General features: G+C 67.3%; 22 protein-coding genes, 1 tRNA gene and 1 pseudogene. 12 read left to right on the plus strand and 12 right to left on the minus strand.

The window, feature by feature from the left end; translation table 11 throughout:
• Positions 1-89: 89 nt before the first annotated feature.
• Together AC3WMR_RS05630 and AC3WMR_RS05635 are read left to right on the plus strand one after the other, a co-directional pair.
• Entirely contained in the window at positions 90-914 is an 825-nt protein-coding gene (locus tag AC3WMR_RS05630) for a lysozyme inhibitor LprI family protein (RefSeq protein ID WP_492263823.1), read from the plus strand.
• A 282-nt stretch (positions 915-1,196) separates the two neighbouring features.
• Entirely contained in the window at positions 1,197-1,382 is a 186-nt protein-coding gene (locus AC3WMR_RS05635; RefSeq protein WP_492281564.1) for a hypothetical protein, read from the plus strand.
• Between the two features lie 57 nt (positions 1,383-1,439).
• On the opposite strand, the gene AC3WMR_RS05640 is transcribed toward AC3WMR_RS05635, so the two are convergent.
• From AC3WMR_RS05640 to AC3WMR_RS05670, 7 genes and pseudogenes are all read right to left on the minus strand, one after another.
• Positions 1,440-1,862 carry a type II toxin-antitoxin system VapC family toxin gene (locus tag AC3WMR_RS05640; protein ID WP_492263822.1) on the minus strand — a complete coding sequence of 141 codons (423 nt, stop codon included), beginning with the start codon at positions 1,860-1,862 and terminating at the stop codon, positions 1,440-1,442.
• Entirely contained in the window at positions 1,859-2,116 is a 258-nt protein-coding gene (locus AC3WMR_RS05645) for a FitA-like ribbon-helix-helix domain-containing protein (protein ID WP_492263821.1), read from the minus strand. Before AC3WMR_RS05645 ends, AC3WMR_RS05640 begins: the two co-directional genes overlap by 4 nt.
• Positions 2,117-2,355: 239 nt before the next feature.
• Positions 2,356-2,431, minus strand: a tRNA-Ala gene (locus AC3WMR_RS05650).
• Positions 2,432-2,498: 67 nt separating this feature from the next.
• The gene (gene xth, locus AC3WMR_RS05655; protein ID WP_492263820.1) at positions 2,499-3,281 is read right to left on the minus strand and encodes an exodeoxyribonuclease III; all 783 of its coding nucleotides are present in this window, start codon (positions 3,279-3,281) and stop codon (positions 2,499-2,501) included.
• 61 nt (positions 3,282-3,342) lie between these two features.
• A pseudogene (locus AC3WMR_RS05660) lies at positions 3,343-3,668 on the minus strand (helix-turn-helix domain-containing protein).
• 85 nt (positions 3,669-3,753) lie between these two features.
• The gene (locus tag AC3WMR_RS05665; protein ID WP_492263819.1) at positions 3,754-4,530 is read right to left on the minus strand and encodes a 3-oxoacyl-ACP reductase; all 777 of its coding nucleotides are present in this window, start codon (positions 4,528-4,530) and stop codon (positions 3,754-3,756) included.
• A 101-nt stretch (positions 4,531-4,631) separates the two neighbouring features.
• The gene (locus AC3WMR_RS05670) at positions 4,632-5,435 is read right to left on the minus strand and encodes a FadR/GntR family transcriptional regulator (protein WP_492263818.1); all 804 of its coding nucleotides are present in this window, start codon (positions 5,433-5,435) and stop codon (positions 4,632-4,634) included.
• Positions 5,436-5,666: 231 nt separating this feature from the next.
• Between AC3WMR_RS05670 and AC3WMR_RS05675 the strand changes: the two genes are divergently transcribed.
• Both AC3WMR_RS05675 and AC3WMR_RS05680 read left to right on the plus strand, forming a co-directional pair.
• On the plus strand, positions 5,667-7,103 hold the full coding sequence (locus AC3WMR_RS05675; protein WP_492263946.1) for an aldehyde dehydrogenase family protein: 1,437 nt from the start codon (positions 5,667-5,669) through the stop codon (positions 7,101-7,103).
• Positions 7,104-7,213: 110 nt separating this feature from the next.
• Entirely contained in the window at positions 7,214-7,918 is a 705-nt protein-coding gene (locus tag AC3WMR_RS05680; RefSeq protein ID WP_025138983.1) for a riboflavin synthase, read from the plus strand.
• A gap of 53 nt (positions 7,919-7,971) precedes the next feature.
• On the opposite strand, the gene AC3WMR_RS05685 is transcribed toward AC3WMR_RS05680, so the two are convergent.
• Together AC3WMR_RS05685 and AC3WMR_RS05690 are read right to left on the minus strand one after the other, a co-directional pair.
• Positions 7,972-9,465 (minus strand): M81 family metallopeptidase, encoded by a 1,494-nt coding sequence (locus AC3WMR_RS05685; RefSeq protein ID WP_492263817.1) that lies wholly within the window; start codon positions 9,463-9,465, stop codon positions 7,972-7,974.
• An 18-nt stretch (positions 9,466-9,483) separates the two neighbouring features.
• Entirely contained in the window at positions 9,484-10,785 is a 1,302-nt protein-coding gene (locus AC3WMR_RS05690; RefSeq protein ID WP_175193869.1) for an MFS transporter, read from the minus strand.
• A gap of 247 nt (positions 10,786-11,032) precedes the next feature.
• Here AC3WMR_RS05690 and AC3WMR_RS05695 point away from each other — a divergent pair, with 247 nt between their 5' ends.
• Together AC3WMR_RS05695 and speG are read left to right on the plus strand one after the other, a co-directional pair.
• Entirely contained in the window at positions 11,033-11,947 is a 915-nt protein-coding gene (locus AC3WMR_RS05695; RefSeq protein ID WP_492263816.1) for a LysR family transcriptional regulator, read from the plus strand.
• A gap of 243 nt (positions 11,948-12,190) precedes the next feature.
• Positions 12,191-12,775, plus strand: a complete 585-nt coding sequence (gene speG, locus AC3WMR_RS05700; RefSeq protein ID WP_175193867.1) for a spermidine N1-acetyltransferase — start codon at positions 12,191-12,193, stop codon at positions 12,773-12,775.
• An 80-nt stretch (positions 12,776-12,855) separates the two neighbouring features.
• On the opposite strand, the gene AC3WMR_RS05705 is transcribed toward speG, so the two are convergent.
• Positions 12,856-15,273 (minus strand): heavy metal translocating P-type ATPase, encoded by a 2,418-nt coding sequence (locus AC3WMR_RS05705; protein ID WP_492263815.1) that lies wholly within the window; start codon positions 15,271-15,273, stop codon positions 12,856-12,858.
• A 123-nt stretch (positions 15,274-15,396) separates the two neighbouring features.
• On the opposite strand from AC3WMR_RS05705, the gene cadR reads away from it, so the two are divergent.
• The 6 genes from cadR (at position 15,397) to lpdA (ending at position 21,898) form a co-directional block, all read left to right on the plus strand.
• The gene (gene cadR, locus AC3WMR_RS05710; protein ID WP_025138976.1) at positions 15,397-15,831 is read left to right on the plus strand and encodes a Cd(II)/Pb(II)-responsive transcriptional regulator; all 435 of its coding nucleotides are present in this window, start codon (positions 15,397-15,399) and stop codon (positions 15,829-15,831) included.
• A gap of 159 nt (positions 15,832-15,990) precedes the next feature.
• Positions 15,991-16,584, plus strand: coding sequence for a nitroreductase family protein (locus tag AC3WMR_RS05715; RefSeq protein WP_175193866.1), 594 nt, complete (start codon positions 15,991-15,993; stop codon positions 16,582-16,584).
• Positions 16,585-16,810: 226 nt separating this feature from the next.
• Positions 16,811-18,043 carry a 3-methyl-2-oxobutanoate dehydrogenase (2-methylpropanoyl-transferring) subunit alpha gene (locus tag AC3WMR_RS05720; RefSeq protein ID WP_175193865.1) on the plus strand — a complete coding sequence of 411 codons (1,233 nt, stop codon included), beginning with the start codon at positions 16,811-16,813 and terminating at the stop codon, positions 18,041-18,043.
• A gap of 3 nt (positions 18,044-18,046) precedes the next feature.
• Positions 18,047-19,090, plus strand: coding sequence for an alpha-ketoacid dehydrogenase subunit beta (locus AC3WMR_RS05725; RefSeq protein ID WP_025138973.1), 1,044 nt, complete (start codon positions 18,047-18,049; stop codon positions 19,088-19,090).
• Between the two features lies 1 nt (position 19,091).
• Positions 19,092-20,492, plus strand: coding sequence for a dihydrolipoamide acetyltransferase family protein (locus tag AC3WMR_RS05730; protein ID WP_492263814.1), 1,401 nt, complete (start codon positions 19,092-19,094; stop codon positions 20,490-20,492).
• A gap of 2 nt (positions 20,493-20,494) precedes the next feature.
• On the plus strand, positions 20,495-21,898 hold the full coding sequence (gene lpdA, locus AC3WMR_RS05735; protein ID WP_492263813.1) for a dihydrolipoyl dehydrogenase: 1,404 nt from the start codon (positions 20,495-20,497) through the stop codon (positions 21,896-21,898).
• Positions 21,899-22,020: 122 nt separating this feature from the next.
• Here lpdA and AC3WMR_RS05740 read toward each other — a convergent pair whose 3' ends face one another.
• Complete coding sequence (locus AC3WMR_RS05740) at positions 22,021-24,045, minus strand: PEP/pyruvate-binding domain-containing protein (protein WP_492263812.1); 2,025 nt, start codon at positions 24,043-24,045, stop codon at positions 22,021-22,023.
• A gap of 190 nt (positions 24,046-24,235) precedes the next feature.
• Entirely contained in the window at positions 24,236-25,654 is a 1,419-nt protein-coding gene (gene argH / locus AC3WMR_RS05745) for an argininosuccinate lyase (RefSeq protein ID WP_492263811.1), read from the minus strand.
• Positions 25,655-25,745 lie beyond the last annotated feature (91 nt).

Here is a 25,745-nt window from a genome sequence, read left to right on the forward strand (position 1 = left end):
TGGGGGCGTGGCGCAGTTCAACCGGGCCGCCCAGGCGGTGCGGCGGCTGGGATAAGATAAGCGCCCGGACGCAAAGCACGCTATCCATCATGCCTATTTTCCCGGTCACTGCCGACCTTTGCCTGAACGTATCCGCTGCACGCGCGTACCCGCGCCGGACGTGGCGCGCCTGGGTGGCCGGCGCGGCGCTGTCGCTATCCGCCATCGCCACCCCGGCCCATGCCGAAGCCCTGCTGGTGGTCGACCTGCTCGACATGGCGCGCGACGGCGACCAGGCCGCGGCCCTGCTGGGCGTCATCGCCATCGATCGCAACGAAGAACAATTCGCCGAAAGCCCCGTGCAGTCCGGCGCCTGCACCGGGCCCGTGCCCGAAGACATCAACGCCGACGGCGCCTGCTATGCGGTGCAGTTGCGCGACAGCCACCTGCAGATTTCCAACCTGCGTTCCGATGTCGTGGCGCAATTGGGCAACACCGACTACCTGCTGCTGCGCTGGCGCACGTCGCCAGTGGGCAACGCTTCCGCCGCCGACGCAGGCGGCCGCTTCTTCCAGGCCAAGGTCGGCTACAACGGTTTCTACAATGGCAACCAGGACGAATTCTTCGACCTCAGCCGCTTGCCCGGCGAACTGGACCCGAACCGTCCCTACGCTTTCCTGCAGCAGTATTACGACGACCGCCTGAACCAGATCTACCGCCACACGCTGTCCGCGCCGGTTTTGCGCCCCGAACACGGCGAAACGCTGCGCCAGGCGCAACGCGAATGGCTGAAAAAGACGCAAGCCATCTGCGATGCTCCGGAAATGGCCGAACCCGAAACCCGTGCCAAGTGCATCGCCGAACGCAGCGCGCAGCGCGTCTGGGAAATCAAGGCCTTGCGGCTGGAGTGGGGCGTGGCGAAAGACCTGACCTAGCCATCAAGCGATGGCCGACGTGGGCGGGACGCCAAGGCAACGTTTTTTTGGGGGGGCGGCTCAACCCGTCGCGTTTTCGCCATCCCGCTTTTTTTCCGTTTCCCTTCCCGTTTCCCATCCCGCTTTTCTTCCCGCTTCCCTTTCCGCTTTTCGTCCCATTTCCTGTTTCGTCGTGTTTCCAAGCACCACCAGCCGCTACCATAATTGCGTGGCCGTTGGTAGACTTCGTCCATGGGTGTGGCGTCGAAGCTGCACGTCCACCCCCTTGCACGGAGAGCCATCATGAGCACTTGGGAATTAGCCGGTACCGTCGCCGCCTTGGCCGCGGTCGCGGGCGGCGTGCTGATGCATTATCCCGGCGCAATTTTCTATGATTATGTCGCGGTGCGTCTCAGGCGTTCGCCATCCATGACGCGAAGCGCCGCAGGGCTCCCGCCGCGAACCCGCTGGCGTAACTTGGCGCAATAGCGCCGGCATTCAGGACCGAATCGACGCTACGATGCGGCTTGAGCGTGCCCCCAGGTATCAGCGGTGCTGCCAGGGGTTGATGACGGCCAATCCTGCTGCCTCAAACGGGTTGGTGTCGCGTGTGGCGACCGTGTAGCCCCGCGCGGCCGCCGAGGCGGCAATGTATCCGTCCGCCTTGCCCACGGCGTTGCCCGTGGCCTTGGCGCCCGCCATCAGGTCGCCGTAGGCACGCGATGCATCCAGATCGAACGGCAGCACGCGCCCTGAGAACGCGGGGATGACTTCGCGTTCCAGCCGGTCCAGATAGGTGGTCCGGCGCTTGCCCGGCGGCATGGCTGCCAAGCCAAATCGCAGTTCGGCCACGGTGATCGCGGACAGATACAGTGTTTCGATCATCTGCGCGTCCATCCAGGCCAGCACCTGTGGCGCGGGCTCGGCTTTCCAGAGCTCGGAGATGACATTGGTGTCGATGACGATCATTCGAAGTCCAGCGGTGTGGCGGGGGTCTTGTCACGCCCGCCACTGATGGCTTCAGCTTCGGCCTCGGTCAAGCCACCCGCGTCGCGGGCGATGGACGCCAGCATTGAACCGAATTTGAGTCGTCCCTGAGGTCGTGCGGCTTGCTCCAGAATGAGCCGAACCTCCGCCTCGGTGCTGTGACCGTGCGTGGCGGCCCGAGCCCGTATGGCTCGGTGCACTTCCTCGGGAATGTTTCTGACGGTGATAGAAGGCATGATTGATTCCTCCGCTTGTTCCGCATGATATCACTTTATTTAAATGATATCACTCTTGCAGGGGGGGCTCGCAAGCTGCGGCATGTCCTGTTGCGGATCCCTCGGTACGCATTCCATGGTCGGGCTCCGGCAATGCTTCGGCAATGACTTTTCCGGCAATGACTCCTCCGGCAATCACAAAAGGGCGCCGAAAACAAAAAAGCCTTGGACGCGAGTCCAAGGCTTTTTTGTCTGGAATTTGGTGGAGCGGAGGAGGATCGAACTCCCGACCTTCGCATTGCGAACGCGACGCTCTCCCAGCTGAGCTACCGCCCCAATCAAGCAAGACCAAAACTATACAGGAACATTTACAGGCCGCGCAAGCAGGCGGCCCCGAGAGGCATTAGTCAAACGTCAGCGTGGCCACCACCGGCGCGTGGTCGGACGGCTGTTCGTTACGGCGCGGTTCCTTGTCGATCACGCAGGCGGTGCAGCGCTTGACCAGCGGGGCCGACAGCAGGACGTGGTCGATGCGCAGGCCCGCATTGCGGCGAAAGGCGAACTGGCGGTAATCCCACCACGAAAACGATTTTTCGGGCTGCTCGAACAGACGGAAGGAATCGGCCAGGCCCAGGTCGATCAGGTGGTTCAGCGCCTGGCGTTCCGGCACGGACACCAGCACCTGGCCTTCCCATTTTTCGGGGTTGTGCACGTCTTCGTCGGCCGGGGCGACGTTGTAGTCGCCCAGCACCGCCAGGCGCGGGTATTGCTTGATCTCGTCGGCCAGCCAGGCGCGCATGGCTTCGAACCATTCCAGCTTGTAGGCGTATTTGTCCGAGCCGACGGACTGGCCATTGGGGCAGTACGCGCAGACCACGCGCACATCGCCGTCAGGGCTGGGGAAGGTCAGCGCCAGCACGCGCTGCTGCGGGTCTTCGTAGCCCGGGATGTTGCGCACCATGGACGTGCCCGGCATGCGCGACACGATGGCCACGCCGTTGTACGTCTTCTGGCCGGCCCAGACGGCGTGGTAGCCCGCTTCCTTGAAGGCGGCTTCGGGGAACTTGTCGTCGGTGAGCTTCAGTTCCTGGATGCACAGCACGTCGACCGGGTTGGCGGCCAGCCAATCCAGCACTTGCGGCAGGCGCACGTTCAGGGAGTTGACGTTCCAGGTGGCTAATTTCATGTTTCTTGTCGATCGTTTGTGCAAGGCCAGATGATACCCGCTGACGCGGCGTACCGAGGCCTCAGAAGTCCAATTGCGCTGTCTCGATGCCCAGCGCAGCCGCGATCTTCTCGCGGCTGCTCTTGCGCAGCCGTGCGTTGCCTTCCTGTTGCGCATAGGCCGATTGGCTGATACCCAGGCGCTCGGCCATATCGGCTTGGGTCAGCCCCAGATGCTCACGCCAGGCGCGCGACGGCGTGGCACCGTCCACGCTGCGGCTGATCACCGCATGCGGAATAAGGCCTTTTTCCGCATGCGGGCGCTGATGTAATCCGTGTAGGGAATGACGACGAATGCCGGCTGTCCGTCGGGGCCGTTGATGACCTGAATACTAGTAGGTGCGTTCATCGCGTTTCCTCACTTCTTCGATTTCGACGATCTTGCGTAACTGCCTTGCAGCCTTCAGGGTCCAGTGTGGCGGTGGTCAGTCTTGCTACCCCTTCACCAGCCCCCCATCCACGATCAGGTTCTGCCCCGTCACCGCGCGCGACCACGGGCTGGCAAAGAACAGCACCGCGTCCGCGAACTGGTCGGGCGTGGTCACTTCGCGCAGCGGCGTGCCTTCGGCAATCAGGTCGAACACGGCTTCGGGGGTGGCGGCCGACGCGTCGGTGGTGCGCAAGAGGCCGCCAGACACCATGTTGACGGTGATGCCGTCGGCGCCCAGTTCATGCGACAGGGTGCGGGTGAAGGCCAGCAGCGCGGCCTTGGCGGCGGTGTAGTCGTGGTAAGGCACGACCGGGTTCTGGACCAGGTTGGTGCCCACGTTGATGATCCTGCCGCCGCCGGCCGCGCGCATCAGCGGCAGCACGGCCTGGGTGGTGTTCAGGGCCGCGCGCACGCTGCCTTCCAGTTGCGCCTGCATCTGCGCCCAGTTCAGCGTGTCGGCATGCGGACGCGCATCGCCGTTGAACTGGAAGGCGGGCAGGGCGTTGTTGATCACGGTGCTGACGGGCCGGCCGAAATGCTGGCTGGCGCGGGCCACCATCGCGGCCACGGCCTCGGCATCGCGCACATCGGCCTGCAGCGCCAGGGCGCGGTCGGGCGCGGTGGCGGCCAGTTCGCGGGCCTGGGCCTCGCTGTTCAGGTAGTTGATGACGACCTGCGCGCCTTCGCGCAGGAAGGCGCGGGCGATGGCCGCGCCCAGGCCGCGGCTGGCGCCGGTGACGATGACGAGTTGCTGGTTCAGGTTCAAGACGGGACGTTGCATGGGAGCTTCATGGCGCGTGAAGCGCCGCGGTTCGGATTCAGGAAAACGGTCGCTGGCCGGCGGCGTGGCCGGGCAAGCATCAAAGGCGCAGTGGCACCGGTTCAGTGTTCCGAGCCGCTGTTGAGCATGCGGCTGCGGGCTTTCTCGATATGGGCCAGCATGATGTGGCGGGCGCCGTCGGCGTCCTGCTGCTGGATCAGGCGGTAGATCTGGCGGTGCTCGTCGATGGCGGCGCGGGTGCGCTTCCAGGGTTCGCTGTGAACCAGGTGGCGCATCATGTTGACGGCGTGGCTGACGTCGTACTCCAGGGATTTGAGCACCTGCACGAAACGCTGGTTACCGGTGGCCGCGGCGATGGCGCGATGAAAACCGTAATCGTGGTGATGGGCGATGGCGCCGGCGGCGTCGGCCGCTTCGTAGCCGGTCAGCATGCGGTCCATTTCCTGCAGGTCTTCGTCGGTGCGGCGCAGCGCAGCCAGATAGGCGCACTCGGGCTCGATGACGCGGCGCAGTTCCAGCCCTTCCAGGATGTGGCCCACGCGCCGGGCCGGGTCCACCGCAGGCATGCCGCCCATCAGGTCGGGTTTGGCGCGCACGTAGCTGCCGGACCCGCGTATCGATTCGACCAATTGGTCTTCGCGCAGCCGGTCCAGCGCCTGGCGCACGACAGGACGCGACACCTCGAACAGCGCGGCCAGTTCCAGTTCGGTAGGCAGCTTGGCGCCCGGGCCGATCTTGCCGGTGGCGATGGCGTAGAACAGGCTTTCGTAGACACGCTCGGCGAACCGTTCGGCGCGTACATAACCCAACCCGGAAGCGACTTCCGCCAGCACATCCAGTTCGGGCCGCGGCCGGCTGGCCGCGATCAGCAGCTTGTCCAGCTGCGGGTCGCGCACATTGCTCATTGCTTGGTTCCTCCGGCCGGGCCGGTCGGTTTTGTTATTCGTAATGACAAATCGGGTCCGTGGCAGGGGCTTTGCAAGGTCGCCATCCAACTAGGGATTTCCCCAGGTCGACCCAAATTATCCTGAAGCTTGGGACGAAAGGTGTCAATTGAATTGACAAGTCGAGGAGGGCTCTCGTACCTTGTTCCGATACTGACACCCCTGCCATACGGCCCACACTTTACTCCGCACATCGTGACTCAGAAGAACTTTATCGCCAACCAATGGGTGGCCGCCGCCACCGGTGAAACCATTCCCGTCCTGAACCCGTCCGATGGCAAGCCGTTCGAGGCCATCGCGCGCTCGGGCGAGGCGGACGTGGACCGCGCGGTCGTGGCCGCGCGCGAGGCCTTCGAGGGCGAGTGGGGCCAGATGGCGCCGGCCGCCCGCAGCCGCCTGCTGATGCGCATCGCCTTTGCGCTGCTGGACCGCCAGGAAGAACTGGCGCAGCTGGAATCCGCCGACACCGGCAAGCCGATCAAGCAGGCCCGTGCCGACGCGGCCGCCGTGGCCCGCTATTTCGAGTTCTATGCCGGCGCGGTGGACAAGCTGCACGGCGAGACCATTCCCTATACCCCCGGCTTCACGGTGCTGACCGTGCGCGAGGCGCATGGCGTGACCGGCCACATCGTGCCGTGGAACTATCCGCTGCAGATCTTCGGGCGCAGCGTGGGCGCGGCCCTGGCGGCGGGCAATGCCTGCGTCGTCAAGCCGGCCGAAGACGCCTGCCTGTCGCTGCTCAAGGTGGCCGAGATCGCGGCCGAAGCCGGCCTGCCGGCCGGCGCGCTGAACATCTGCACGGGCTACGGCCACGAAGCCGGGGCGGCGCTGTCGGCGCATCCGGGCATCGACCATATTTCGTTCACCGGTTCGCCACAGACGGGCAAGATGGTGGCCCACGCCGCCGCCGACAACCACGTGCCGGTCACGCTGGAACTGGGCGGCAAGTCGCCGCAGATCGTGTTCGACGATGCCGACCTGGACGCCGCCCTGCCGGTGTTGCTGGCCGCCATCATCCAGAACGCCGGCCAGACCTGCTCGGCCGGCAGCCGCGTGCTGATCCAGCGCGGCGTGTACGAAAAGGTGTTGGCGCGCCTGGGCGAGGCGTTCTCGGCCACGGTCACCGGCCCCGCCGCCCAGGACCTGGACGTGGGCCCGTTGATCAGCGCCCGCCAGCATGACCGCGTGCGCGGCTTCCTGGCCGAGGCCGAAGCCGAAGGCCTGAAGGTCGCTGCGCGCGGCAAGCTCAAGGACGGCACGCCGGATGCCGGCTTCTACCAGCCGCCCGTGCTGTTTCGCGACGTGCCGCCCAAGAGCCGCCTGGCGCAGGAAGAAGTATTCGGCCCGGTGCTGGCGGCCATGGTGTTCGACACCGAGGAAGAGGCCCTGGAAATCGCCAACGGCACGCTGTACGGCCTGGTGGCCGGCGTGTGGACGCGCGACGGCGGCCGCCAGCTGCGCCTGGCGCGCAAGCTGCGCGCGGGCCAGGTGTTCGTCAACAACTACGGCGCCGGCGGCGGCGTGGAGCTGCCCTTCGGCGGGTCGCGCCAATCGGGCTACGGCCGCGAAAAGGGCTTCGAGGCGCTGTACGGCTTCACCACCCTGAAGACCATCGCCATCCGCCACTGATCCGGCGGCAATCGGGCGCCGCGCCCCGCCCGGGGCCGGCGTCCGGTGGCAAAATATCGGTTAACTTTGATGTTTTGCCAGGGGCACCACGCCCCGTATCCAGGATCAGCATGTTCACCGGTATTGTCCAAGGCACCGCGAAGATCGCGAACATCGCGGACCGCGAAGGCCTGCGCACGTTTACGCTGCAATTTCCCGAAGGCTTCTGCCAGGACCTGGCCATCGGCGCCAGCGTCTCGACCGACGGCGTCTGCCTGACCGTCACCGAAATCCTCGACGCCAACCAGGCCACCTTCGATGTCATGCTGCAAAGCCTGGCCATCACCACCCTGGGCAGCTACCAGGAAGGCGACCGCGCCAACGTCGAGCGGGCCGCCAAGGATGGCGCCGAGATCGGCGGCCACCCGTTGTCCGGCCACGTCGATTTCACCTCGGAAGTCGTGATGGTGAAATCGTCGGACACCAACCGGCTGATGCGTTTTTCCATCCCCGAGGCGTTCCGCAAATACGTCTTCGCCAAGGGCTACATCGCCATCAACGGCGCCAGCCTGACCGTATCGGAAGTGAACCGCGCCGAAGGCTGGTTCGAAGTCTGGCTGATCCCCGAAACCCGCCGCATGACGGTGTTCGAAGACAAGCAGGTGGGCGATTCGGTCAATATCGAAATCGAACGCAGCACCCAGGTGGTGGTGGACACCGTGCGCGAAACCGTCCAGGAAAGCCTGGGCCGCCTGCAACCGCTGCTGGAAGCCATCCTGAAGGAAAAAGGGCTGACGCTCGAAGATTTCGTCAGCCCCCAGGGCAAGCTCAAGTAACGCTGGCAGTGCGCGGCGCGGCGGCCGTCGTGCCGCTTGCCGCGCCCATTCGTTCACTCGGTAAACGCGCGTCCCAGCGGCTTGACGCGGATGCCCGGCTGCAGCCGGGTCCAGGGCAGGTCGGCGGGGTCGGCCTGCATCGGGCCGGGGGCCTTGGCCACCAGCACCTCGTGCGCGATCGGCTGGAAGTCGGCGCGAAAGTGCACCGAGCTCTTCACCACCAGGATGGCCATTTCCTCGGGCTGCACGCCGCCCACGCGGAACAGGTTGCGGTCCAGCATCTGCGTCTTGGTGGCGCTGACCACCACGCGCACGCCGCCCAGCCGCAGGCCGGCCACGGCTTCCAGGTCCACGTCCATGCCGTGCATCATCGGACCGTCATAGCGCAGTTTGCCGGGCGACAGCGTTTCCACCACGAATTCCCCTTCGAAGGGCGTATCGCCGGCCACGCCGGACTGCCCGCCCAGCCGCAGCCGCACCGTGTTGCCCACGCCCGCGGCGGTGGCCTGGCGCACGGCCTCGGGATCACAGAGCAGGCCCAGCGCCGCATTCTGCGCGTCGGCCTCGACCAGCGCGCGCAGCATGCCGGTGGTGTTGGCGTCGCCGCCCGCGCCGGGGTTGTCCTGCGTGTCGGCAATGACCACGGGCCGCGAGGCGCCGGCCGCCAGGGCCTGCGCGCGCTTGACGGCGTCGGCCGGCGCCAGGAAGTCGGGCGACCATTGCGGCTCCAGTTCCAGCACACGCTGGTACAGCGCGTCGGTCACGCGTTCGACCGCGGCGGCGTCGGTGCCATAGGCCCAGACCACCGGCCCGCACTCGGGAAAGTCCGCTGCCGGAAAACCCGGCGCGAACGAGATGGACGCGACGCCCGGCGTCTTTTCCAGGCGTTCCAGTTCTTCGTACACGCCTTGGGACGGCTGCAACAGCGTGCACATGCCGTTGATGGGAATCAGGAAGGGCAGGCGGCGCTCGGCCCGCACCCAGGCGTTGCCCGCCGCGAGGCGCGCGGCCAACAGGCGCGCGGTGTGCTCGCCGGTATCGGCCATGTCCACGTGCGGATAGGTGCGAAACGCCGCCAGGCCGTCGGCCTCGTGCAGCATCCGGGCAGTGACGTTGGCGTGCAGGTCCAGGCTGGCCACCACCGGCAGATCGGGGCCGGCCACGGCGCGCACGCGCGCCAGCAGTTCGCCTTCGCCGTCGTCCAGGTGCTCGGCCACCATGGCGCCGTGCAGGTCCAGGTAGATGGCGTCGTAGCCGCCGGCGCGCGCGGCGTCGACGATCTCGCCGGCAATGCGCTCATACGCATCGCGGGTGACGTGTGCCGACGGGCTGGCGCCCGCCCAGATCACGGTGCTGACCGTATGGCCATCGGCCAGTACGGCGTTGATGAAGCCGCCCGCGGGGATGTTGACCTCGCGCAGCGCCAGCATGTCTTGCCCGCGCACCATGGCGGGAAAGCCCTCGCCGCGCACGAAGTTCTCGTAGGCGGCCTTGGACGGCGCGAAGGTATTGGTTTCGTGCTGGAAGCCAGCCACCAGGATATGCATGATCGATTCCTTGGTTCGTCAGGCGCGCGCGGGCGCGGATTTCGGAGGACGGTTCACCAGCAGCAGCAAGGCCCCGGCCACCAACAACGCCGAGATCACATACAGGCCGCCGGCAAGCGTGCCGGTGGCCGCTTTGGACCAGCCGATGATGGACGGGCTGAGAAAGCCGCCCAAGAGGCCGATGCTGTTGATCAGCGCGATGCCGCCGGCTGCGGCCTCGCCTTGCAGGTACTGCGACGGGATCGCCCAGAATACCGTGTATGCCGCCCACATGAACCCCGTGGCCAGCGTGATGGCCGTCAGGGATAGCGCGAATTGCGTCGGCGCGGCGGTGGCCACGCACAGGGCGATGCCGGCCAGCAGCGCGGGCACCAGCGTGTGCCAGCGGCGCTCGCGGCGGCGGTCCGAACTGCGCGCGAACGCCAGCATGAAGATGGCCGCGGCGATGTACGGAATCGCCGAATACAGGCCGATCTCCATGGTGTCCTGCACGCCCGCCAGCTTGAGCAGGGTGGGCAGCCAGAAGCTCACGGCGTAGATGCCGCAGATCAGGCAGAAATACGTCAGCGCCATGCCGTAGATGGCCGGGTCGCGCAGCACCTGGGCAAAGGCGTGCTTCTTGTGCGCGCCGCGGCTTTCCAGGTCGGCGGCCAGCAGGGCCTTTTCGTCGGCGCTGAGCCAGCGGGCATCGGCCGGCTTGTCGTCCAGGAAGCGAAAGGCAATGACGCCCAGCAGCACGCAGGGCAGGCCTTCGAGCAGGAACATCCATTGCCAGCCGTCCAGGCCGTGCGCGCCGGAAAACGCCGTCATGATCCAGGCCGACACCGGGCCGCCGACGATGCCGCCGATGGGGCCCGCCAGCATCACCACGGCCATCACGCCGGCCATGCGCGACTGCGAATACCAGTAGGTCAGGTAGAAGATCATGCCGGGCGCGAAGCCGGCTTCGAACACGCCCAGCATGAAGCGCAGGACGTAGAAGCTCCATTCGCCCTGCACGAACAGCATCGAGGCCGACGTCAGGCCCCACAGCACCATGATGCGGCTGATGGTGCGGCGGGCGCCGATGCGCGTCAGCAGCAGGTTGCTGGGCACCTCGAACATGACGTAGCCCAGGAAGAAGATGCCGGCGCCCAGGCCGTAGACGGCGTCCGAGATGCCGATGTCCTGCTGCATCTGCAACTTGGCAAAGCCGATGTTGATGCGGTCCAGGTAGGCGAACACATAACAGAGCAGCAGGAACGGCAACAGGCGCCAGGTGATCTTGCGGTAAAGGGGGGCCAGGCGCGGATCGGCGCCTGGCGTGGCCTGATGGGGCATTGTCGAGTCTCCTCGCGCGGGTCTGCGCCCGCGGCGGCTGAAATAGGGGGGGCGGTCCCGGGGCGGGTCCGCGCGGCGTCCATATTGCGAGAGCCGGGTGTTCGAAACAATGACCGGGGTGATAAATTATCGTTGCCTTCAAGGCAACACTTAAAACAAGACGCAGCACGGGACGGTTGCGCGGCCGGGGCGGCACAGGCGCCGTCGCGGGCCGCGCCGGTCACGCCGCGTCAGACGGGGAAGCGCCATGCAGGAAATCAGCCAGCTGCGGCTGAAGTACTTCAACGAGGTCGTGGCCTGCGGTTCGATCCGCGGCGCGGCCGACAAGCTGGGCACCGCGCCGTCGGTCATCAGCCGTCAGATCCAGCTGCTGGAAAAAGAGCTGGGCGTGGCGTTGTTCGAACGCCGTTCGCGCGGGCTCACGCCCACCGAGGCCGCCGACATGCTGCTGGAATACCACCGCGGCTGCCGCGCCCAGCAGGAACACCTGAACACCCGGCTGCAGGAACTGCGCGGCATGCGCCGCGGCAATGTCCACCTGATGATCAGCGAAGGCTTCATCGACAGCCTGATGGAACACGTGGTGGGGCCGTTCTGCATCGAGCACCCGCAGATCAACATCAGCGTCAATGTCGGGTCGGTGAACGAGGTGGTCGAGGCGGTGGCCACCGACGCCGCGCATATCGGCCTGGCCTACAACCCGCCGGTGGACCCGCGGCTGCGTTGCCGGGTCAGCCGCAAGCACCCGGTGTGCCTGCTGGCGGCGCGGGGGCATGCGCTGGCGCGGCACCGCGCGCCGCTGACCATCGCCGATATCCTGCCGTATCCATTCGCGCTGATGTCGGCGCCCTACGGCCTGCGCCAGGCGGTGGACCTGCTGGAATTCACCGAGCGCATCCACCTGACGCCCAGCCTGACCACCAATTCGCTACGTGTGCTCAAGCAATACGCCATCAGTGGCGCGGGGGTGACGCTGATGCCCAACCTGGGCGTGCACCACGAGGTGGCCAGCGGCGAACTGGTGGCGCTGCCGATCGCGCATCCCATCCTGAGCGCACCGGAATGCCAGGTGTTGCTGCGGCTGGGGCGGCCGTTGTCGTCGGCAGCCCATGACGTGGTCAGGCGCATCGAGCAACGCCTGCCCGCGTTTGCGGCGCCGTAGCGCGGCAAGTGCGGATGCCGTCGGCCAGGGGGCCGGCGGGCAGCCGCAACCCGCCGGTCCGAGGTGGCGTGCATTCCGTTACCGTTGGCGGAGTGTGAAAAATAGCAAAACCAGCATCCACGCGCTTTTTCGGGCATTTTGTTGCTGTAGGTCAATGAATACGCCACTTCTGTTGCAAGAAAACCGTGCGACGGGCATTTCAGGGCAGTGTCAGCTACAATGGAGCCACTTTCGGAGGTTTCTATGTCGGTCATATCCGATATCAAAATACGCCCCCTGGAGCGCGGCGACCTGCACTTCGTGCACAAGATCAACAACAACGACGTCATCATGCGTTATTGGTTCGAAGAGCCCTACGAGGCCTACGACGAACTGGTCGCCCTTTATGACCGCCACTTGCACGACCAGAACGAGCGGCGCTTCATCATCGAGCACGACACCGGCCAGCCCGCGGGCCTGGTCGAGCTGGTGGAAATCGACTACATCCACCGCCGCGCCGAATTCCAGATCATCATCGCGCCCAGCTATCAGGGCCGGGGCTACGCCAAGGCGGCGACCCGCATCGCGGTGGGCTACGCGTTCCGCGTGCTGAACCTGCACAAGGTGTACCTGGTCGTCGACAAGGACAACACCGCCGCCGTGCACGTGTACGAGCGTTGCGGTTTCCAGATCGAAGGGCTGCTGAAGGAAGAATTCTTCTCCAATGGCATGTATCGCGACGCCTACCGGATGGCGCTGCTGCAGCATGACCACCTGCGCGACGTGGGGCCGGGCGCGCCCGATGCGCCGGTGCTGCGCGACTGGCCGCAGGAAGAGCAGACGGGCTGACGGGTTATTCGATCCCAAAGCAAACGCCCCGCAGGGTCATGCCTGCGGGGCGTTTTTTTGGCTGCCGGATGGCGTGGAAATCAAGCCGCCTGCGGCACTGCGCGCAGCAGGCGCAGGCCGTTGGCCACCACCAGCAGGCTGGCGCCCACGTCGGCGAACACCGCCATCCACAGAGTCGCGTTGCCCGTCATCGCTAGCGCCAGGAACACCACCTTGATGCCCAGCGCCAGCACGATGTTCTGGATCAGCACGCGGTGGGTGGCGCGCGACAGCCGCAGGAAGGTGCCGATCTTGCGCAGGTCGTCGTCCATCAGGGCCACGTCGGCCGTTTCGATGGCGGTGCCGGTGCCGGCCGCGCCCATGGCGAAGCCGATGTCGGCGCGGGCCAGGGCGGGGGCGTCGTTGATGCCGTCGCCCACCATGCCGACCTTGCCCGCAGGCGCCAGCTTGCTTTCGATGGCGGCCAGCTTGTCTTCGGGCAGTTGGTCGCCGCGGGCTTCGTCGATGTCCACCTGGCGGGCAATCGCCTGCGCGGTCGGCGTGTTGTCACCGGTCAGCATCAGCGTGCGCACGCCCAGGGCATGCAGGTCGGCAATGGCGGCCGCGCTGGTGGGCTTGACCGTGTCGGCCACGGCCGCCACCGCCAGCACGCGGATGCCGTCGGTCAGGGCGATGGCGCTCTTGCCCTGGCGTTCCAGCTCGTCCAGCCGGGTTTCCAGCTGCGGGCTGGCCACGCCCAGTTCGCGCATCAGGCGGCGGTTGCCCAGCTGGAACGGCACGCCGTCCACCCGGCCGCTGACGCCGCGCCCGGGCAGTGCGGTGAAGTCGGCGACTTCCAGCAGGGGCTTGCCGGCTGCGCGCGCGGCGTTGGCCACGGCCAGCGACACCGGGTGGTCCGAACGGGCGGCCAGGCTGGCCGCGATCAGCGCGGCGGGCTGGCGGGTCTGGTCGGACACGTCCCAATCCAGCAGGTCGGTCTGCACGGGCTTGCCGTGGGTCAGCGTGCCGGTCTTGTCCAGCGCCAGCCACTTCAGGTTGCGGCCTTCTTCCAGATAGACGCCGCCCTTGACGAGGATGCCGCGGCGCGAGGCCGCCGTCAGGCCGCTGACGATGCTCACCGGCGTGGAAATCACCAGTGCGCAGGGGCAGGCGATGATAAGCAGCGCCAGCGCGCGGTAGATCGCGTCGAACCAGGGCTGGCCCCAGAACAGCGGCGGCAGCACCGCCACGAGCAGCGCCACGCCGACCACGGCCGGGGTGTAGATGCGCGAGAAGCGGTCGATGAAGCGCTGGGTCGGGGCGCGGGCGCCCTGGGCTTGCTCGACGGCGTGGATGATGCGGGCCAGGGTGGTATTGCCCGCCGCTGCGGTGACGCGGTAGTCGAACGAGCCGGCCGCGTTGACGGTGGCCGCAAAGACGGGATCGTTCTCGGCCTTTTCCACCGGCAGGCTTTCACCGGTGATGGGCGATTGGTCGACCGCCGAGCGGCCACTGACGATGATGCCGTCCGCGGCGATGCGTTCGCCCGGGCGCACGCGCACCACGTCGTCCACCTGCAATTGCGCGGCCGGCACCTCGCGCCAGTTGCCGTCGGCCTGGCGCACGGTGGCGGTTTCCGGGGCCAGGTCGAGCAGGCCGCGGATGGCGTTGCGGGCCCGGTCCAGCGAGCGCGCTTCGATCAGTTCGGCGACGTTGAACAGGAACATCACCATGGCGGCTTCGGGCCATTGGCCGATCAGCACGGCGCCGGTGACGGCGATGCTCATCAGCGCGTTGATGTTCAGGTTGCCATTGCGCACGGCGATCCAGCCCTTGCGGTAGGTGCTGATGCCGCAGGCCAGGATGGCGGCCAGCGCCAGCGCCGCGGTGGCGCCCCAATGCATGCCGGCAAAGTGCGAGGCTTCGGACAGGGCCGCCAGCACGCCGGCGCCGCCGATGGCCCACCAGTTCACGGGGGCGGCGGCGGGAGCCGGCGGGCGCGGGGCGTCGTCGGCCAGGGGCTCGGGCGTCATGCCCAGCGAGTGGATGGCGGCCACGACGCGGTCCAGCGCGCCTTCGGCGTGCACCACGGTCAGGATGCGCTGCATCAGGTTGAAGTCCAGCGCGTGGACTTCATTCATGCCGTCCAGCTTCTTGCGGATCAGCGTTTCCTCGGTCGGGCAGTCCATCTGGCCGATGCGCAGGCGGGCCAGCACCTGGCCCGGGCCGGCTTGCAGCGCGGCTGCGCCGCCCGCGGACAGGCGCACATCGGCCGCGCCATGGTCGTGGCCGCAGCAGGCCGCGGCGGCGGGGGCGTGATCGTGGGCGTGGTCGTCAGTGTGGTCGTGCTTGTGGCCGTGGTCATGGTCGTGCCCATGGTCATGGCCGTGATCGTGCCCGTGGTCATGCTTGAGGCCATGATCCTGCGCCCGGGCCTGGGCATCGCCGTGCCCGCCGCAGCAGGCGTCTGGCTGCGCGGACGGGGTATCGCGGGAGATTTTGATGGGTGCCAGGGACATGCTCGTTGCCTTTTCGTAAGCGATTGGCCGCATTTCACACCTTGGAGTTACTATAGGGTCAACCCCCTGGGGCTTTTTCGTGTGAATCGGCCCCGACCCATCGGATGCATTCCGGGAGGCGTCATGCGTATCGGCGAATTGGCCACGGCGGCCGGCACCACGGTCGAAACCGTCAGGTATTACGAGAAAGAAGGGCTGCTGCCCGCCCCGGAACGGGGGCTGAACAACTACCGCAGCTATGGTCAGACCCACCTTGAGCGGCTGCGGCTGATCCGCAACTGCCGCGCGCTGGATATGACGCAGGACGAAATCCGCGCCATCCTGTCGCTGGCCGACAATCATCAGACGGGATGTGGCCCCATTAACGAGCTGTTCGACGAGCATATTTCCCACGTGGATGAACGCATCGCCGAACTGACCCAGCTGAAGTCGCAGCTGACCGACCTGCGCCAGCGCTGCCTGTCGGCGCGCCCGGATACGGACGATTGCGGCATCCTGCACGGCCTGTCGGAAATGCAGGTCGAGGAACGCCAGGAACGTCATACCCACCTGGGATGATCCTGCCGGGCCGCCGGGCGTTTGCCGCGCCGGCAGCCCGAGTCGCCATGCCCGGGGCAGGGGGATAGCCCCCCCCGCCGCGGTCGTGGCGTAATATGAGAACCTTTCCTATTTACGCTGTTGCGGCTCTTGCCGCTCCGGCCCCATTGCGCCAGATCCATGACCCAGACCACGACTGCCACTCCGCTGCACGCCATCACCTCGCGCCGTTCCGTCAAATTCCTGCGCGCTCCGGCGCCCAAGCCCGACGAACTTGAACAGATCCTGCAGGCCGCCATGTCGGCCCCCGACCACGGCGCGCTGCGTCCGTGGCGTTTCGTGGTGATCCAGGGCGAGGCCATCGGCAAGCTGGCTGACGTGGCGCTGGACGCGGTCAAGCGCAGCGGCGACCCGCGCATGACGCCCGAAAAGGAAAAGTCGGTGCGCGAATGGATGGCGGGGGTGCCGCTGTTCATCGCCGTGGCGCAGAAGATCGCCCACGACAACACCAAGATCCCCGAAGCCGAGCAACTGCTGGCCACTGGCTGCGCCACCATGAACATCCTGAACGCCGCCCACATGCTGGGCTACGGCGCGTTCTGGAGCACCGGCATCGGCACCTACGTCGAAGACGTGCAGCATGCGCTGGGCCTGGATTCCCTGGACTACCGCTTCCTGGGTTTCCTGGCCATCGGCACGCCCGCCTGCGCGGTGCCGCCGGCCAACCGCCCGGCGTATAGCGAATTCGTCACCACCTGGACCGGTCCGGTCTGACGCGGGGCGCGAGTTCGTCATGAAGTGAAAAACCCGGCCACCAGCCGGGTTTTTCATACTCCCGCCGGGGCATCGCAAGCCCTCGTGCCCTGTGCTAATCTGGCCCCCGGCCATGCATGATCATCCCTTTGCATGCGCCGACGATGGCAGTGTTCGAGGTCACCCCCTTGAACAGTGTCTTTGGCAAGAAGAAGACGCATGACACGATCAAGCGTGGAGACAAACCATGAGCCAATATGGGCCGCTGAAGTTGCACGTCCCCGAGCCTACCGGGCGTCCGGGTTGCAAGACAGACTTTTCCTACCTGCGCCTGTCGCCGCCAGGCGAGGTGCCCAAACCCCCCATTGATGTTGCCGCGATCGATACCGGCCCCCTGGCGTACAGCCTGGTGCGGGTGATCGACGACGATGGGCGCGCCGTCGGGCCCTGGGCCCCGGAGATCAGCAACGAGCTGCTGCGCGCAGGCATGCGCGCCATGCTCAAGACGCGCATCTTCGATGGCCGCATGCTGACCGCGCAGCGCAAGAAGAAAATCTCCTTCTATATGCAGAGCCTGGGCGAGGAAGCCATCGGTTCGGCCCATGCGCTGGCGCTGGAGCAGGGCGACATGTGTTTCCCGACCTACCGTCAGCAGAGCATCCTGCTGTCGCGCGACGTGTCGCTGGTGACCATGATGTGCCAACTGATGTCCAACGAGCGCGACCCGCTCAAGGGACGCCAGCTGCCGGTGATGTATTCCGACAAGCCCAACGGCTTTTTCACGATTTCGGGCAACCTGGCCACGCAGTTCATCCAGGCGGTGGGCTGGGCCATGGCCTCGGCCATCAAGGGCGACACGCGCATCGCGTCGGGCTGGATCGGCGACGGCGCTACCGCCGAAGCCGACTTCCACACCGCGCTGACCTTTGCGCACGTGTACCGCGCGCCGGTCATCCTGAACGTGGTCAACAACCAGTGGGCCATCTCGACCTTCCAGGCCATCGCCGGGGGCGAGGGCGCCACCTTCGCCGGCCGCGGCGTGGGCTGCGGCATCGCTTCGCTGCGGGTGGATGGCAACGATTTCCTGGCGGTGTATGCCGCCTCGCGCTGGGCCGCCGAGCGCGCCCGCCGCAACCTGGGCCCGACCCTGATCGAATGGGTGACTTACCGCGCGGGCCCGCACTCTACCTCCGATGACCCCTCCAAGTACCGTCCGGGCGACGACTGGAGCCACTTCCCGCTGGGCGATCCGATCGAGCGCTTCAAGAAGCACCTGATCCTGCTGGGCATCTGGTCCGACGCCGAACACGACGCCGTGCGCGCCGAGCTCGACGCCGAGATCCAGGCGGCCCAGAAAGAAGCGGAAAGCTACGGCACTCTGGTGGACGGCCACGTCCCCAGCGCCGCCAGCATCTTTGAAGACGTCTACAAGGACATGCCGGAGCATCTGCGCCGGCAACGTCAGCAGCTCGGAGTGTGAGTGATGGCTATCGATAACAACGTGGGTCCGGCCTCTGCGCCGATGACCATGATCCAGGCTTTGCGCTCGGCCATGGATGTCATGCTGGAGCGCGACAACAACGTGGTGGTGTTCGGCCAGGACGTGGGCTATTTCGGCGGCGTGTTCCGCTGCACCGAAGGCCTGCAGGCCAAGTTCGGCAGCTCGCGGGTGTTCGACACCCCCATTTCCGAAGGCGGCATCGTCGGCGTGGCGGTGGGCATGGGCGCCTATGGCCTGCGGCCCGTCTGCGAAATCCAGTTCGCCGACTATTTCTACCCGGCTTCCGACCAGATCGTGTCCGAGGCCGCGCGGCTGCGCTACCGCTCGGTGGGCGAATTCATTGCCCCCATGACCATCCGCATGCCTTGCGGCGGCGGCATCTACGGCGGCCAGACGCACAGCCAGAGTCCCGAGGCGATGTTCACCCAGGTGTGCGGCCTGCGCACGGTGATGCCGTCCAACCCGTACGACGCCAAGGGCCTGCTCATCGCGTCCATCGAAAACGACGACCCGGTCATCTTCCTGGAACCCAAGCGCCTGTACAACGGCCCGTTCGACGGCCACCATGACCGCCCCGTCACGCCCTGGACCGGGCGCCCCGGCAGCGTGGTGCCCACCGGCTACTACACGGTGCCGCTGGACACGGCCGCCATCGTGCGGCCCGGCAACGCGCTGACGGTGCTGACCTATGGCACCACCGTGCACGTGTCGCTGACGGCCGCCGAGGAAACCGGCATCGACGCCGAAGTCATCGACCTGCGCAGCCTGTGGCCGCTGGACCTGGAAACCATCGTCAATTCGGTCAAGAAGACCGGCCGCTGCGTCGTGGTGCACGAAGCCACGCGCACCTGCGGCTATGGCGCCGAACTGATTTCGCTGGTGCAAGAGCACTGCTTCCATCACCTGGAGGCGCCTGTCGAGCGCGTTACCGGTTGGGATACTCCCTACCCGCATGCGCAGGAATGGGCGTACTTCCCCGGCCCGCGCCGGGTCGGCGAAGCGTTCAAACGCGCGATGGAGGTGTGAGATGGGGATTCATGTCATCAAGATGCCCGACATCGGCGAAGGCATTGCCGAGGTCGAATTGGTCGGTTGGCACGTCAAGGTCGGCGACACCGTCGCCGAAGACCAGCCGCTGGCCGACGTCATGACGGACAAGGCCACGGTCGAGATTCCGTCGCCCGTGGTGGGTCGCGTGGTCGCCTTGGGCGGCGACGTGGGCCAGGTGATGGCCGTGGGCGGCGAACTGATCCGCCTGGAAGTCGAAGGCGAGGGCAACCTCAAGGCCGACGCGGCGCAAAAGCCCCAGGCGGCAGCCGTGTCCACGGCGGAGCCGGCGGGGGCCTCCGCGGCGGCGCCCGCCAAGGCGGACAAGGCGCCCGCCAAGGCGGACAAGGCGCCCGCGGGCGGCGTGGCGGGGCAGATCGCCGCATCGCTGCAAGCGGCGGCGCCGGCGGCATCCACCGCGGCAACCCCGTCGCACGCGTCCGCGCCGCAAGGCCAGGGCCGTTCGGGCGCCGCGCGCCAGGCGCCCGCCGCGGTGCGCCAGCCCGGTGAAAAGCCGCTGGCCTCGCCCGCCGTGCGCAAGCGCGCCTGGGACCTGGGCATCGAACTGCGCTTCGTGCCGGGCAGCGGCCCGGCCGGGCGCGTCATGCACGAAGACCTGGACGCCTACCTGCAAGGGCAGGGCGCGGCCAGCGCGCGCAGCGGTCCCGCCTACGCCGAACGCAACGACGAGGAACTCGTGCCGGTCATCGGCCTGCGCAGGAAGATCGCGCAGAAGATGGCCGAGTCCAAGCGCCGCATTCCGCACTTCAGCTATGTGGAAGAGATCGACGTCACCGAGCTGGAAGACCTGCGCACGCAGCTGAACCAGAAGTTCGGCGAGGCGCGCGGCAAGCTGACGCTGCTGCCGCTGCTGGCGCGCGCCATGGTGATCGCGCTGCGCGATTTTCCGCAGATCAACGCGCGCTATGACGACGAAGCGGGCCAGGTGACGCGCTACGGCGCCGTGCACATCGGCATCGCCACGCAAAGCGACGGCGGCCTGATGGTGCCGGTGATGCGCCACGCCGAAGCGCGCGACGTCTGGGCCATGGCGGCCGAGATCGCGCGCCTGGCGCAGGCAGTACGGTCCGGCAGCGCCGGCCGCGACGAGCTGTCCGGGTCCACCATCACCATCACCAGCCTGGGGCCGCTGGGCGGCATCGTCACCACGCCGGTCATCAACCATCCCGAGGTCGGCATCGTGGGCGTGAACCGCATCGTCGAGCGGCCCGCCTTCCGCCAAGGCGCCGTGGTGGCGCGCAAGCTGATGAACCTGTCGTCCTCGTTCGACCACCGCGTGGTCGACGGCATGGACGCCGCCCGGTTCATCCAGGCCGTGCGCGCGCTGCTGGAACAACCCGCGCTGCTTTTCGTGGAGTAAGCATGAGCCAGACTACCAAGACGACAACCTTGCTGGTGATCGGCGGCGGGCCCGGCGGTTATGTGGCCGCGATCCGGGCCGGCCAGTTGGGCGTGCCCACCATCCTGGTCGAAGGCGACCGCCTGGGCGGCACCTGCCTGAACATCGGCTGCATTCCGTCCAAGGCGCTGATCCACGCGGCCGAGGAATTCGACAAGGCGCGGCACTACGCCGGCCAGTCGGCGCTGGGCATCTCGGTGTCGGCGCCGGCCATCGACATTGGCCGCACCGTGGCCTGGAAAGACGGCATCGTCGGCAAGCTGACCGGCGGCGTGGGCGCGCTGCTCAAGAAGAACGGCGTGCAGGTGGTGCACGGCTGGGCCAGCCTGCTGGACGGCAAGACGGTCGAGGTCGATACCGCCGACCAGGGACGCGTGCGCATCCAGTGCGAACACCTGCTGCTGGCGGCCGGGTCCGAGCCGACGCCGCTGCCGTCGGTGCCGTTCGGCGGCATCGTGGTGTCCTCCACCGAGGCGCTGTCGCCCGCCGACATCCCCAAGAAGCTGGTGGTGGTGGGCGGCGGCTACATCGGCCTGGAGCTGGGCACGGTGTACCGCAAGCTGGGCGCCGAGGTGGCCGTGGTCGAGGCGCAGGACCGCATCCTGCCGACCTACGACGCCGAACTGACCAAGCCCGTGGCGGCCGCGCTGGCCAAGCTGGGCGTCGAATTGCACCTGGGCCGCAAGGTGCTGGGGCTGAACGGCGCAGGCAACGCGGTGCGGGTGCAGGACGCCAGCGGCGCCGAGGCCCAGCTGCCGGCCGATCGCGTGCTGATCGCCGTCGGCCGCCGCCCGCGCACGCAGGGCTGGGGTTTGGAAAACCTGCAACTGGACCGCAAGGGCAACGCGCTGCGCATCGACGACCAATGCCGCACGTCCATGCGCGACGTCTGGGCCATCGGCGACATTGCCGGCGAACCCATGCTGGCGCACCGGGCCATGGCGCAGGGCGAGATGGTGGCGGAGTTGGTGTCCGGCAAGCGCCGCCACTTCCAGCCGGCCGCCATCCCCGCCGTGTGCTTCACCGACCCCGAGGTGGTGGTGGCGGGCCTGTCGCCCGCCGATGCCGAAGCCGCGGGGCTGGACTGCCTGGCCGCCTCGTTCCCGTTCGCCGCCAACGGCCGTGCCATGACGCTGGAATCCACCGACGGTTTCGTGCGGGTGGTGGCGCGTCGCGACAACCACCTGATCGTGGGCTGGCAGGCGGTGGGGCGCGGCGTGTCCGAGCTGTCGACGGCCTTTGGCCAGTCGCTGGAAATGGGCGCTACGCTGGAAGACGTGGCGGGCACCATCCATGCGCATCCGACGCTGGGCGAAGCGGTGCAGGAAGCGGCGCTCAAGGCGCTGGGGCACGCGTTGCACATCTAGCGGGCCTGGCCTGAGCTGACTGGCTCGGCGTGACCGGCCGCGGCACGAGGATATCGTGCCGCGGCTTTTTCATGGGAGCTGAGGATGCCGCCGCCACGTCTTGGGCGGGGCGGCGGCGCTGCTCAACGGCGGCCGTCGACGTAGGGCCGCGACTGCAGGATCACGATCTTGTCGCCTACCACGGCCCACTCGATATCCTGGTCCACGCCGCCCAGCCGCTGCTTGATCTGCCTGCCCACGGCGGCCAGCCGCGCCACCAGCGCGTCGTTCAGCACCTGGCGGTTGTCCGTCAGCGCCACTTCGCGCACGCCGCCGGCGGCGTCCGCCACCAATTGCGTGTCTTCGGCCGAGCGGGTCAGCACCTGTACCGCCTTGGACCAGCTGGAATACATCACCTGTTCTGCCTGGCGCTTGCCTTCGACCACCTTGATGCCCAGGCCGCGCTTGGCCGAAATGTAGGTCACGTAGCGCCGGCTGGCGTCGAATGGGTCGCGCGTGATCATCACGCCGGAGCTGTCGGACGGCGCGGCCAACTGCACCAGCACGGCCATCACCACCGCGTCCTGGCCGATGCCCGCGGCGCGGCGCGCCTCGTAGGCCTCGAAGTTGTAGACCGAGGCCCACACCGTCAGCACGGCCTGCGTCAGCGCATCGGCCTGCACCACGTTGGGCACGGTGGTGTACAGCCCGGCGCCGCTGAAGCCCGGCAGGTCCTCGGAATTGGACGAGCTGCGCACGAACACGCCGCGGCCCTGCAATTGCTGTTGCCAGCGTGCCTGCCAGGCGGCGGCCAGCGTCGGGTCGGGGCGGGCCGCCTGGATGTCCTGGCGCAGCGTGGCCAGTTCCTGTCGGCGCACCGTGGCGTCGGCCTTGAAATCGTCGCGCTGTTCCAGCGCCGCCACCCGCTGGGCGATGCCCAGCTGCTTCATGAATGCCGCGTATTGCGAGAACGGAATGCAGAAGCCGTCCGGCACGCTGGCGGCCGGGGGCAGGGCCGATTTCAGCGCGCCCAGGTTCGCGGCCTTGACGCCGCAATGGCGGCTGTCGCGCACGGCCAGGGCGTCCAGCGGCTTTGCGGCCTGCACCGTCAGGTCGGGCTTGGGCAGCAGCGCCTGCGGCTTGGGCGGTTGGCTCCCCGGGCCGGCGGTGGCGGGGCGTTCGGCGGGCTGCACCTGGTAGTCGTTGCCGGTGACGGTCAGCGTCACCCATTGTCCGTCGTACTGGCGCAGCGTCTTGGCCGCGTCGCGCACGTAGGCGTTGGGCACGCCCCAGCCCTTGGCCAGCAGATTGACGTGCGACAGCAGCGTGGACGGCCGCTGCGTGATCAGCCCGGCCACGGGCGGCAGCCAGATCGGCACCTCGTCCAGCACCACGATGTCGTCGCGCGCCAGGTCGGGGGTGTTGTCCACCGACGTGACGATGCGCAGCCGGCCTTGGGCGCGGCCCGGGTTCAGCGGCAGGAAGGGCTGCTCGCGCAGCAGGGCTTCCTGCGTCACGAACGTCAGCCCCGTGGTCTTGGCGGCCTGTTCCTGCAAGGTGGAATTGCTCTTGAACTTCACGGGAGCATAGAAGCTCTTCTTGACCGCCTCGTCCGCCACTTTCAGCAGATCGGGCGTCAGGCGGTCGCCTTCCCAGAATTCATAGGTATAGCCCGGCAGGTCGCGCTGCCAGCTGAGGGTGCCGAACAGCAGGCGCCGGTTCGGGTCCTTGTACTGCGCGATCAGCGCGGCCTTGTCCTTGCCGGGCAAGAGCTTGCGTTCGCGCGCAAAGGTCTCATGCAGGCCGTAGCGCGGCGTGTCCAGGTAATAGATGCGGTTGCCGCGCTGGCGATCGATGACGAACAGCACGTGCGGCATTTCCAGCGGCGTGCCGGCGTTGTAGACGCGGGCCAGTTGCTGGAATTCCGCCTGGCTTTGCACCTTGGCCAGAAAGGCCGACCCGCCCCGGCGGGCGTCCTCGGCCTTGCGGGCCTCGATCTCCTCGGGCCGCAAAGGCCGGGAATTTTCGTAGGGCGACGGCTTGCGGGCCGTCTGAGCCTGGGCCAGCGGGCCGGCGGCCAGCGCCATCAGGCAGGCGCTGGCCAGTAGGGCCAGACCAAAACGGGGCAGGGCGAACGGCGTGACGGCAGGCGCGCGCAAGGAGGGCATGGGGCGGGAGTGGGGCCGGAAAGCGAACATGATAGCGAACCTGGCGGGGCTTGCGGCGCGTGTCGGGCAGGCGTGCTTTTCCTCTGTCATCTCGGTCGTCTGTTAATCCGGCACAGGCATTCATTGGCCAAAGAAAAACGGCTCCGGAAAGAATCCGGAGCCGTTTTTTCGTGCAGAGCCGATTGGCGTGTCAGGTTGCCGTTTCCTGCAGTACGCGGCGGGCTTCTTCGGCCACGCGCTCGGGGGCGGTGCCGCCGACGTGCTTGCGGGCCGCGACGGAGCCTTCCAGGGTCAGGACCTGGTGGACGTCGTCGCCGATCTGGGCGTGGTAGGCCTTGAGTTCAGCCAGCGACAGGTCGGCCAGGTCGCAGCCGCGTTGTTCGCAGTCGCGCACGGCGTGGGCCACGACTTCGTGGGCGTCGCGGAAGGGCACGCCGCGCTTGACCAGGTAGTCGGCCAGGTCGGTGGCGGTGGCGAAGCCTTGCAGGGCGGCGGCGCGCATGTTGTCGGCCTTGACCTTGATGCCGGCGGCCATGTCCGCGAAGATGGTCAGCGTGTCGCGCACGGTGTCGACCGTGTCGAACAGGCCTTCCTTGTCTTCCTGGTTGTCCTTGTTGTAGGCCAGCGGCTGGCCTTTCATCAGGGTCAAGAGGGCGACCAGATTGCCGTTGACGCGGCCGGTCTTGCCGCGGGCCAGTTCGGGCACGTCGGGGTTTTTCTTTTGCGGCATGATCGAGCTGCCGGTGCAGAAACGGTCGGCCAGGTCGATGAAGCCCACGCGCGGGCTCATCCAGAGCACCAGCTCTTCGGACAGGCGCGAGACGTGCGTCATGATCAGTGCGCCGGCGGCGCAGAATTCGATGGCGAAGTCGCGGTCGGAGACGGCGTCGAGCGAGTTGCGGCAGACGCCGTCAAAGCCCAGGGTCTTGGCGACGCGTTCGCGGTCGATGGGGAACGACGTGCCGGCCAGGGCGGCGGCGCCCAGCGGCAGGCGGTTGACGCGGCGGCGGCAGTCGGCCAGGCGTTCGGCGTCGCGGCCGAACATTTCGGCGTAGGCCAGCAGGTGGTGGCCGAACGTGACGGGCTGGGCCACTTGCAGGTGGGTGAAGCCGGGCATGATGGTGCTGGCGTTGTCCAGCGCGACCGAGGCCAGCGCGTGGCGCAACTGGCGCAGCAGGTCGATCAGGGTGTCGATTTCGCCGCGCAGCCACAGGCGGATGTCGGTGGCGACCTGGTCGTTGCGCGAACGGCCGGTGTGCAGGCGCTTGCCCGCGTCGCCGACCAGCTCGACCAGGCGCTTTTCGATGTTGAGGTGGACGTCTTCCAGGTCGAGCAGCCACTGGAAACTGCCGGCGTCGATTTCGGACAGGATCTGGGTCATGCCGCGCTGGATGTCAGCCAGGTCCTGGGCGCCGATGATGCCCTGGGCGGCCAGCATGTCTGCGTGCGCGAGCGAACCTTGAATGTCGACGTGCGCCAGGCGCTTGTCGAAATCCACGGACGCCGTATAGCGTTTGACGAGTTCGGAAACCGGTTCCGAGAACCGGGCGGACCAGGCCTGCGCCTTGTTGGCGAACTGGTTTTGATCGGGGGAGGGAGTGTTTGCCATGATGGCCCGAATTATAGGGCCTGCCATGGAGGGCTGACGAATCCGGACTTGCCGAGTCCGTAGTGACCGCAGGGGGAGGGGGCGCCGCAGC

Source organism: Achromobacter sp. FW305-C-28, assembly GCF_058783235.1.

Coding starts and splice junctions, on each gene's coding strand:
- AC3WMR_RS05630 (WP_492263823.1), top strand. CDS start 90: ATGCCTATTTTCCCGGTCACTGCCGACCTTTGCCTGAACGTATCCGCT.
- AC3WMR_RS05635 (WP_492281564.1), top strand. CDS start 1,197: ATGAGCACTTGGGAATTAGCCGGTACCGTCGCCGCCTTGGCCGCGGTC.
- AC3WMR_RS05640 (WP_492263822.1), bottom strand. CDS start 1,862: ATGATCGTCATCGACACCAATGTCATCTCCGAGCTCTGGAAAGCCGAG.
- AC3WMR_RS05645 (WP_492263821.1), bottom strand. CDS start 2,116: ATGCCTTCTATCACCGTCAGAAACATTCCCGAGGAAGTGCACCGAGCC.
- xth (WP_492263820.1), bottom strand. CDS start 3,281: ATGAAATTAGCCACCTGGAACGTCAACTCCCTGAACGTGCGCCTGCCG.
- AC3WMR_RS05665 (WP_492263819.1), bottom strand. CDS start 4,530: ATGCAACGTCCCGTCTTGAACCTGAACCAGCAACTCGTCATCGTCACC.
- AC3WMR_RS05670 (WP_492263818.1), bottom strand. CDS start 5,435: ATGAGCAATGTGCGCGACCCGCAGCTGGACAAGCTGCTGATCGCGGCC.
- AC3WMR_RS05680 (WP_025138983.1), top strand. CDS start 7,214: ATGTTCACCGGTATTGTCCAAGGCACCGCGAAGATCGCGAACATCGCG.
- AC3WMR_RS05685 (WP_492263817.1), bottom strand. CDS start 9,465: ATGCATATCCTGGTGGCTGGCTTCCAGCACGAAACCAATACCTTCGCG.
- AC3WMR_RS05690 (WP_175193869.1), bottom strand. CDS start 10,785: ATGCCCCATCAGGCCACGCCAGGCGCCGATCCGCGCCTGGCCCCCCTT.
- AC3WMR_RS05695 (WP_492263816.1), top strand. CDS start 11,033: ATGCAGGAAATCAGCCAGCTGCGGCTGAAGTACTTCAACGAGGTCGTG.
- speG (WP_175193867.1), top strand. CDS start 12,191: ATGTCGGTCATATCCGATATCAAAATACGCCCCCTGGAGCGCGGCGAC.
- AC3WMR_RS05705 (WP_492263815.1), bottom strand. CDS start 15,273: ATGTCCCTGGCACCCATCAAAATCTCCCGCGATACCCCGTCCGCGCAG.
- cadR (WP_025138976.1), top strand. CDS start 15,397: ATGCGTATCGGCGAATTGGCCACGGCGGCCGGCACCACGGTCGAAACC.
- AC3WMR_RS05715 (WP_175193866.1), top strand. CDS start 15,991: ATGACCCAGACCACGACTGCCACTCCGCTGCACGCCATCACCTCGCGC.
- AC3WMR_RS05720 (WP_175193865.1), top strand. CDS start 16,811: ATGAGCCAATATGGGCCGCTGAAGTTGCACGTCCCCGAGCCTACCGGG.
- AC3WMR_RS05725 (WP_025138973.1), top strand. CDS start 18,047: ATGGCTATCGATAACAACGTGGGTCCGGCCTCTGCGCCGATGACCATG.
- AC3WMR_RS05730 (WP_492263814.1), top strand. CDS start 19,092: ATGGGGATTCATGTCATCAAGATGCCCGACATCGGCGAAGGCATTGCC.
- lpdA (WP_492263813.1), top strand. CDS start 20,495: ATGAGCCAGACTACCAAGACGACAACCTTGCTGGTGATCGGCGGCGGG.
- AC3WMR_RS05740 (WP_492263812.1), bottom strand. CDS start 24,045: ATGCCCTCCTTGCGCGCGCCTGCCGTCACGCCGTTCGCCCTGCCCCGT.
- argH (WP_492263811.1), bottom strand. CDS start 25,654: ATGGCAAACACTCCCTCCCCCGATCAAAACCAGTTCGCCAACAAGGCG.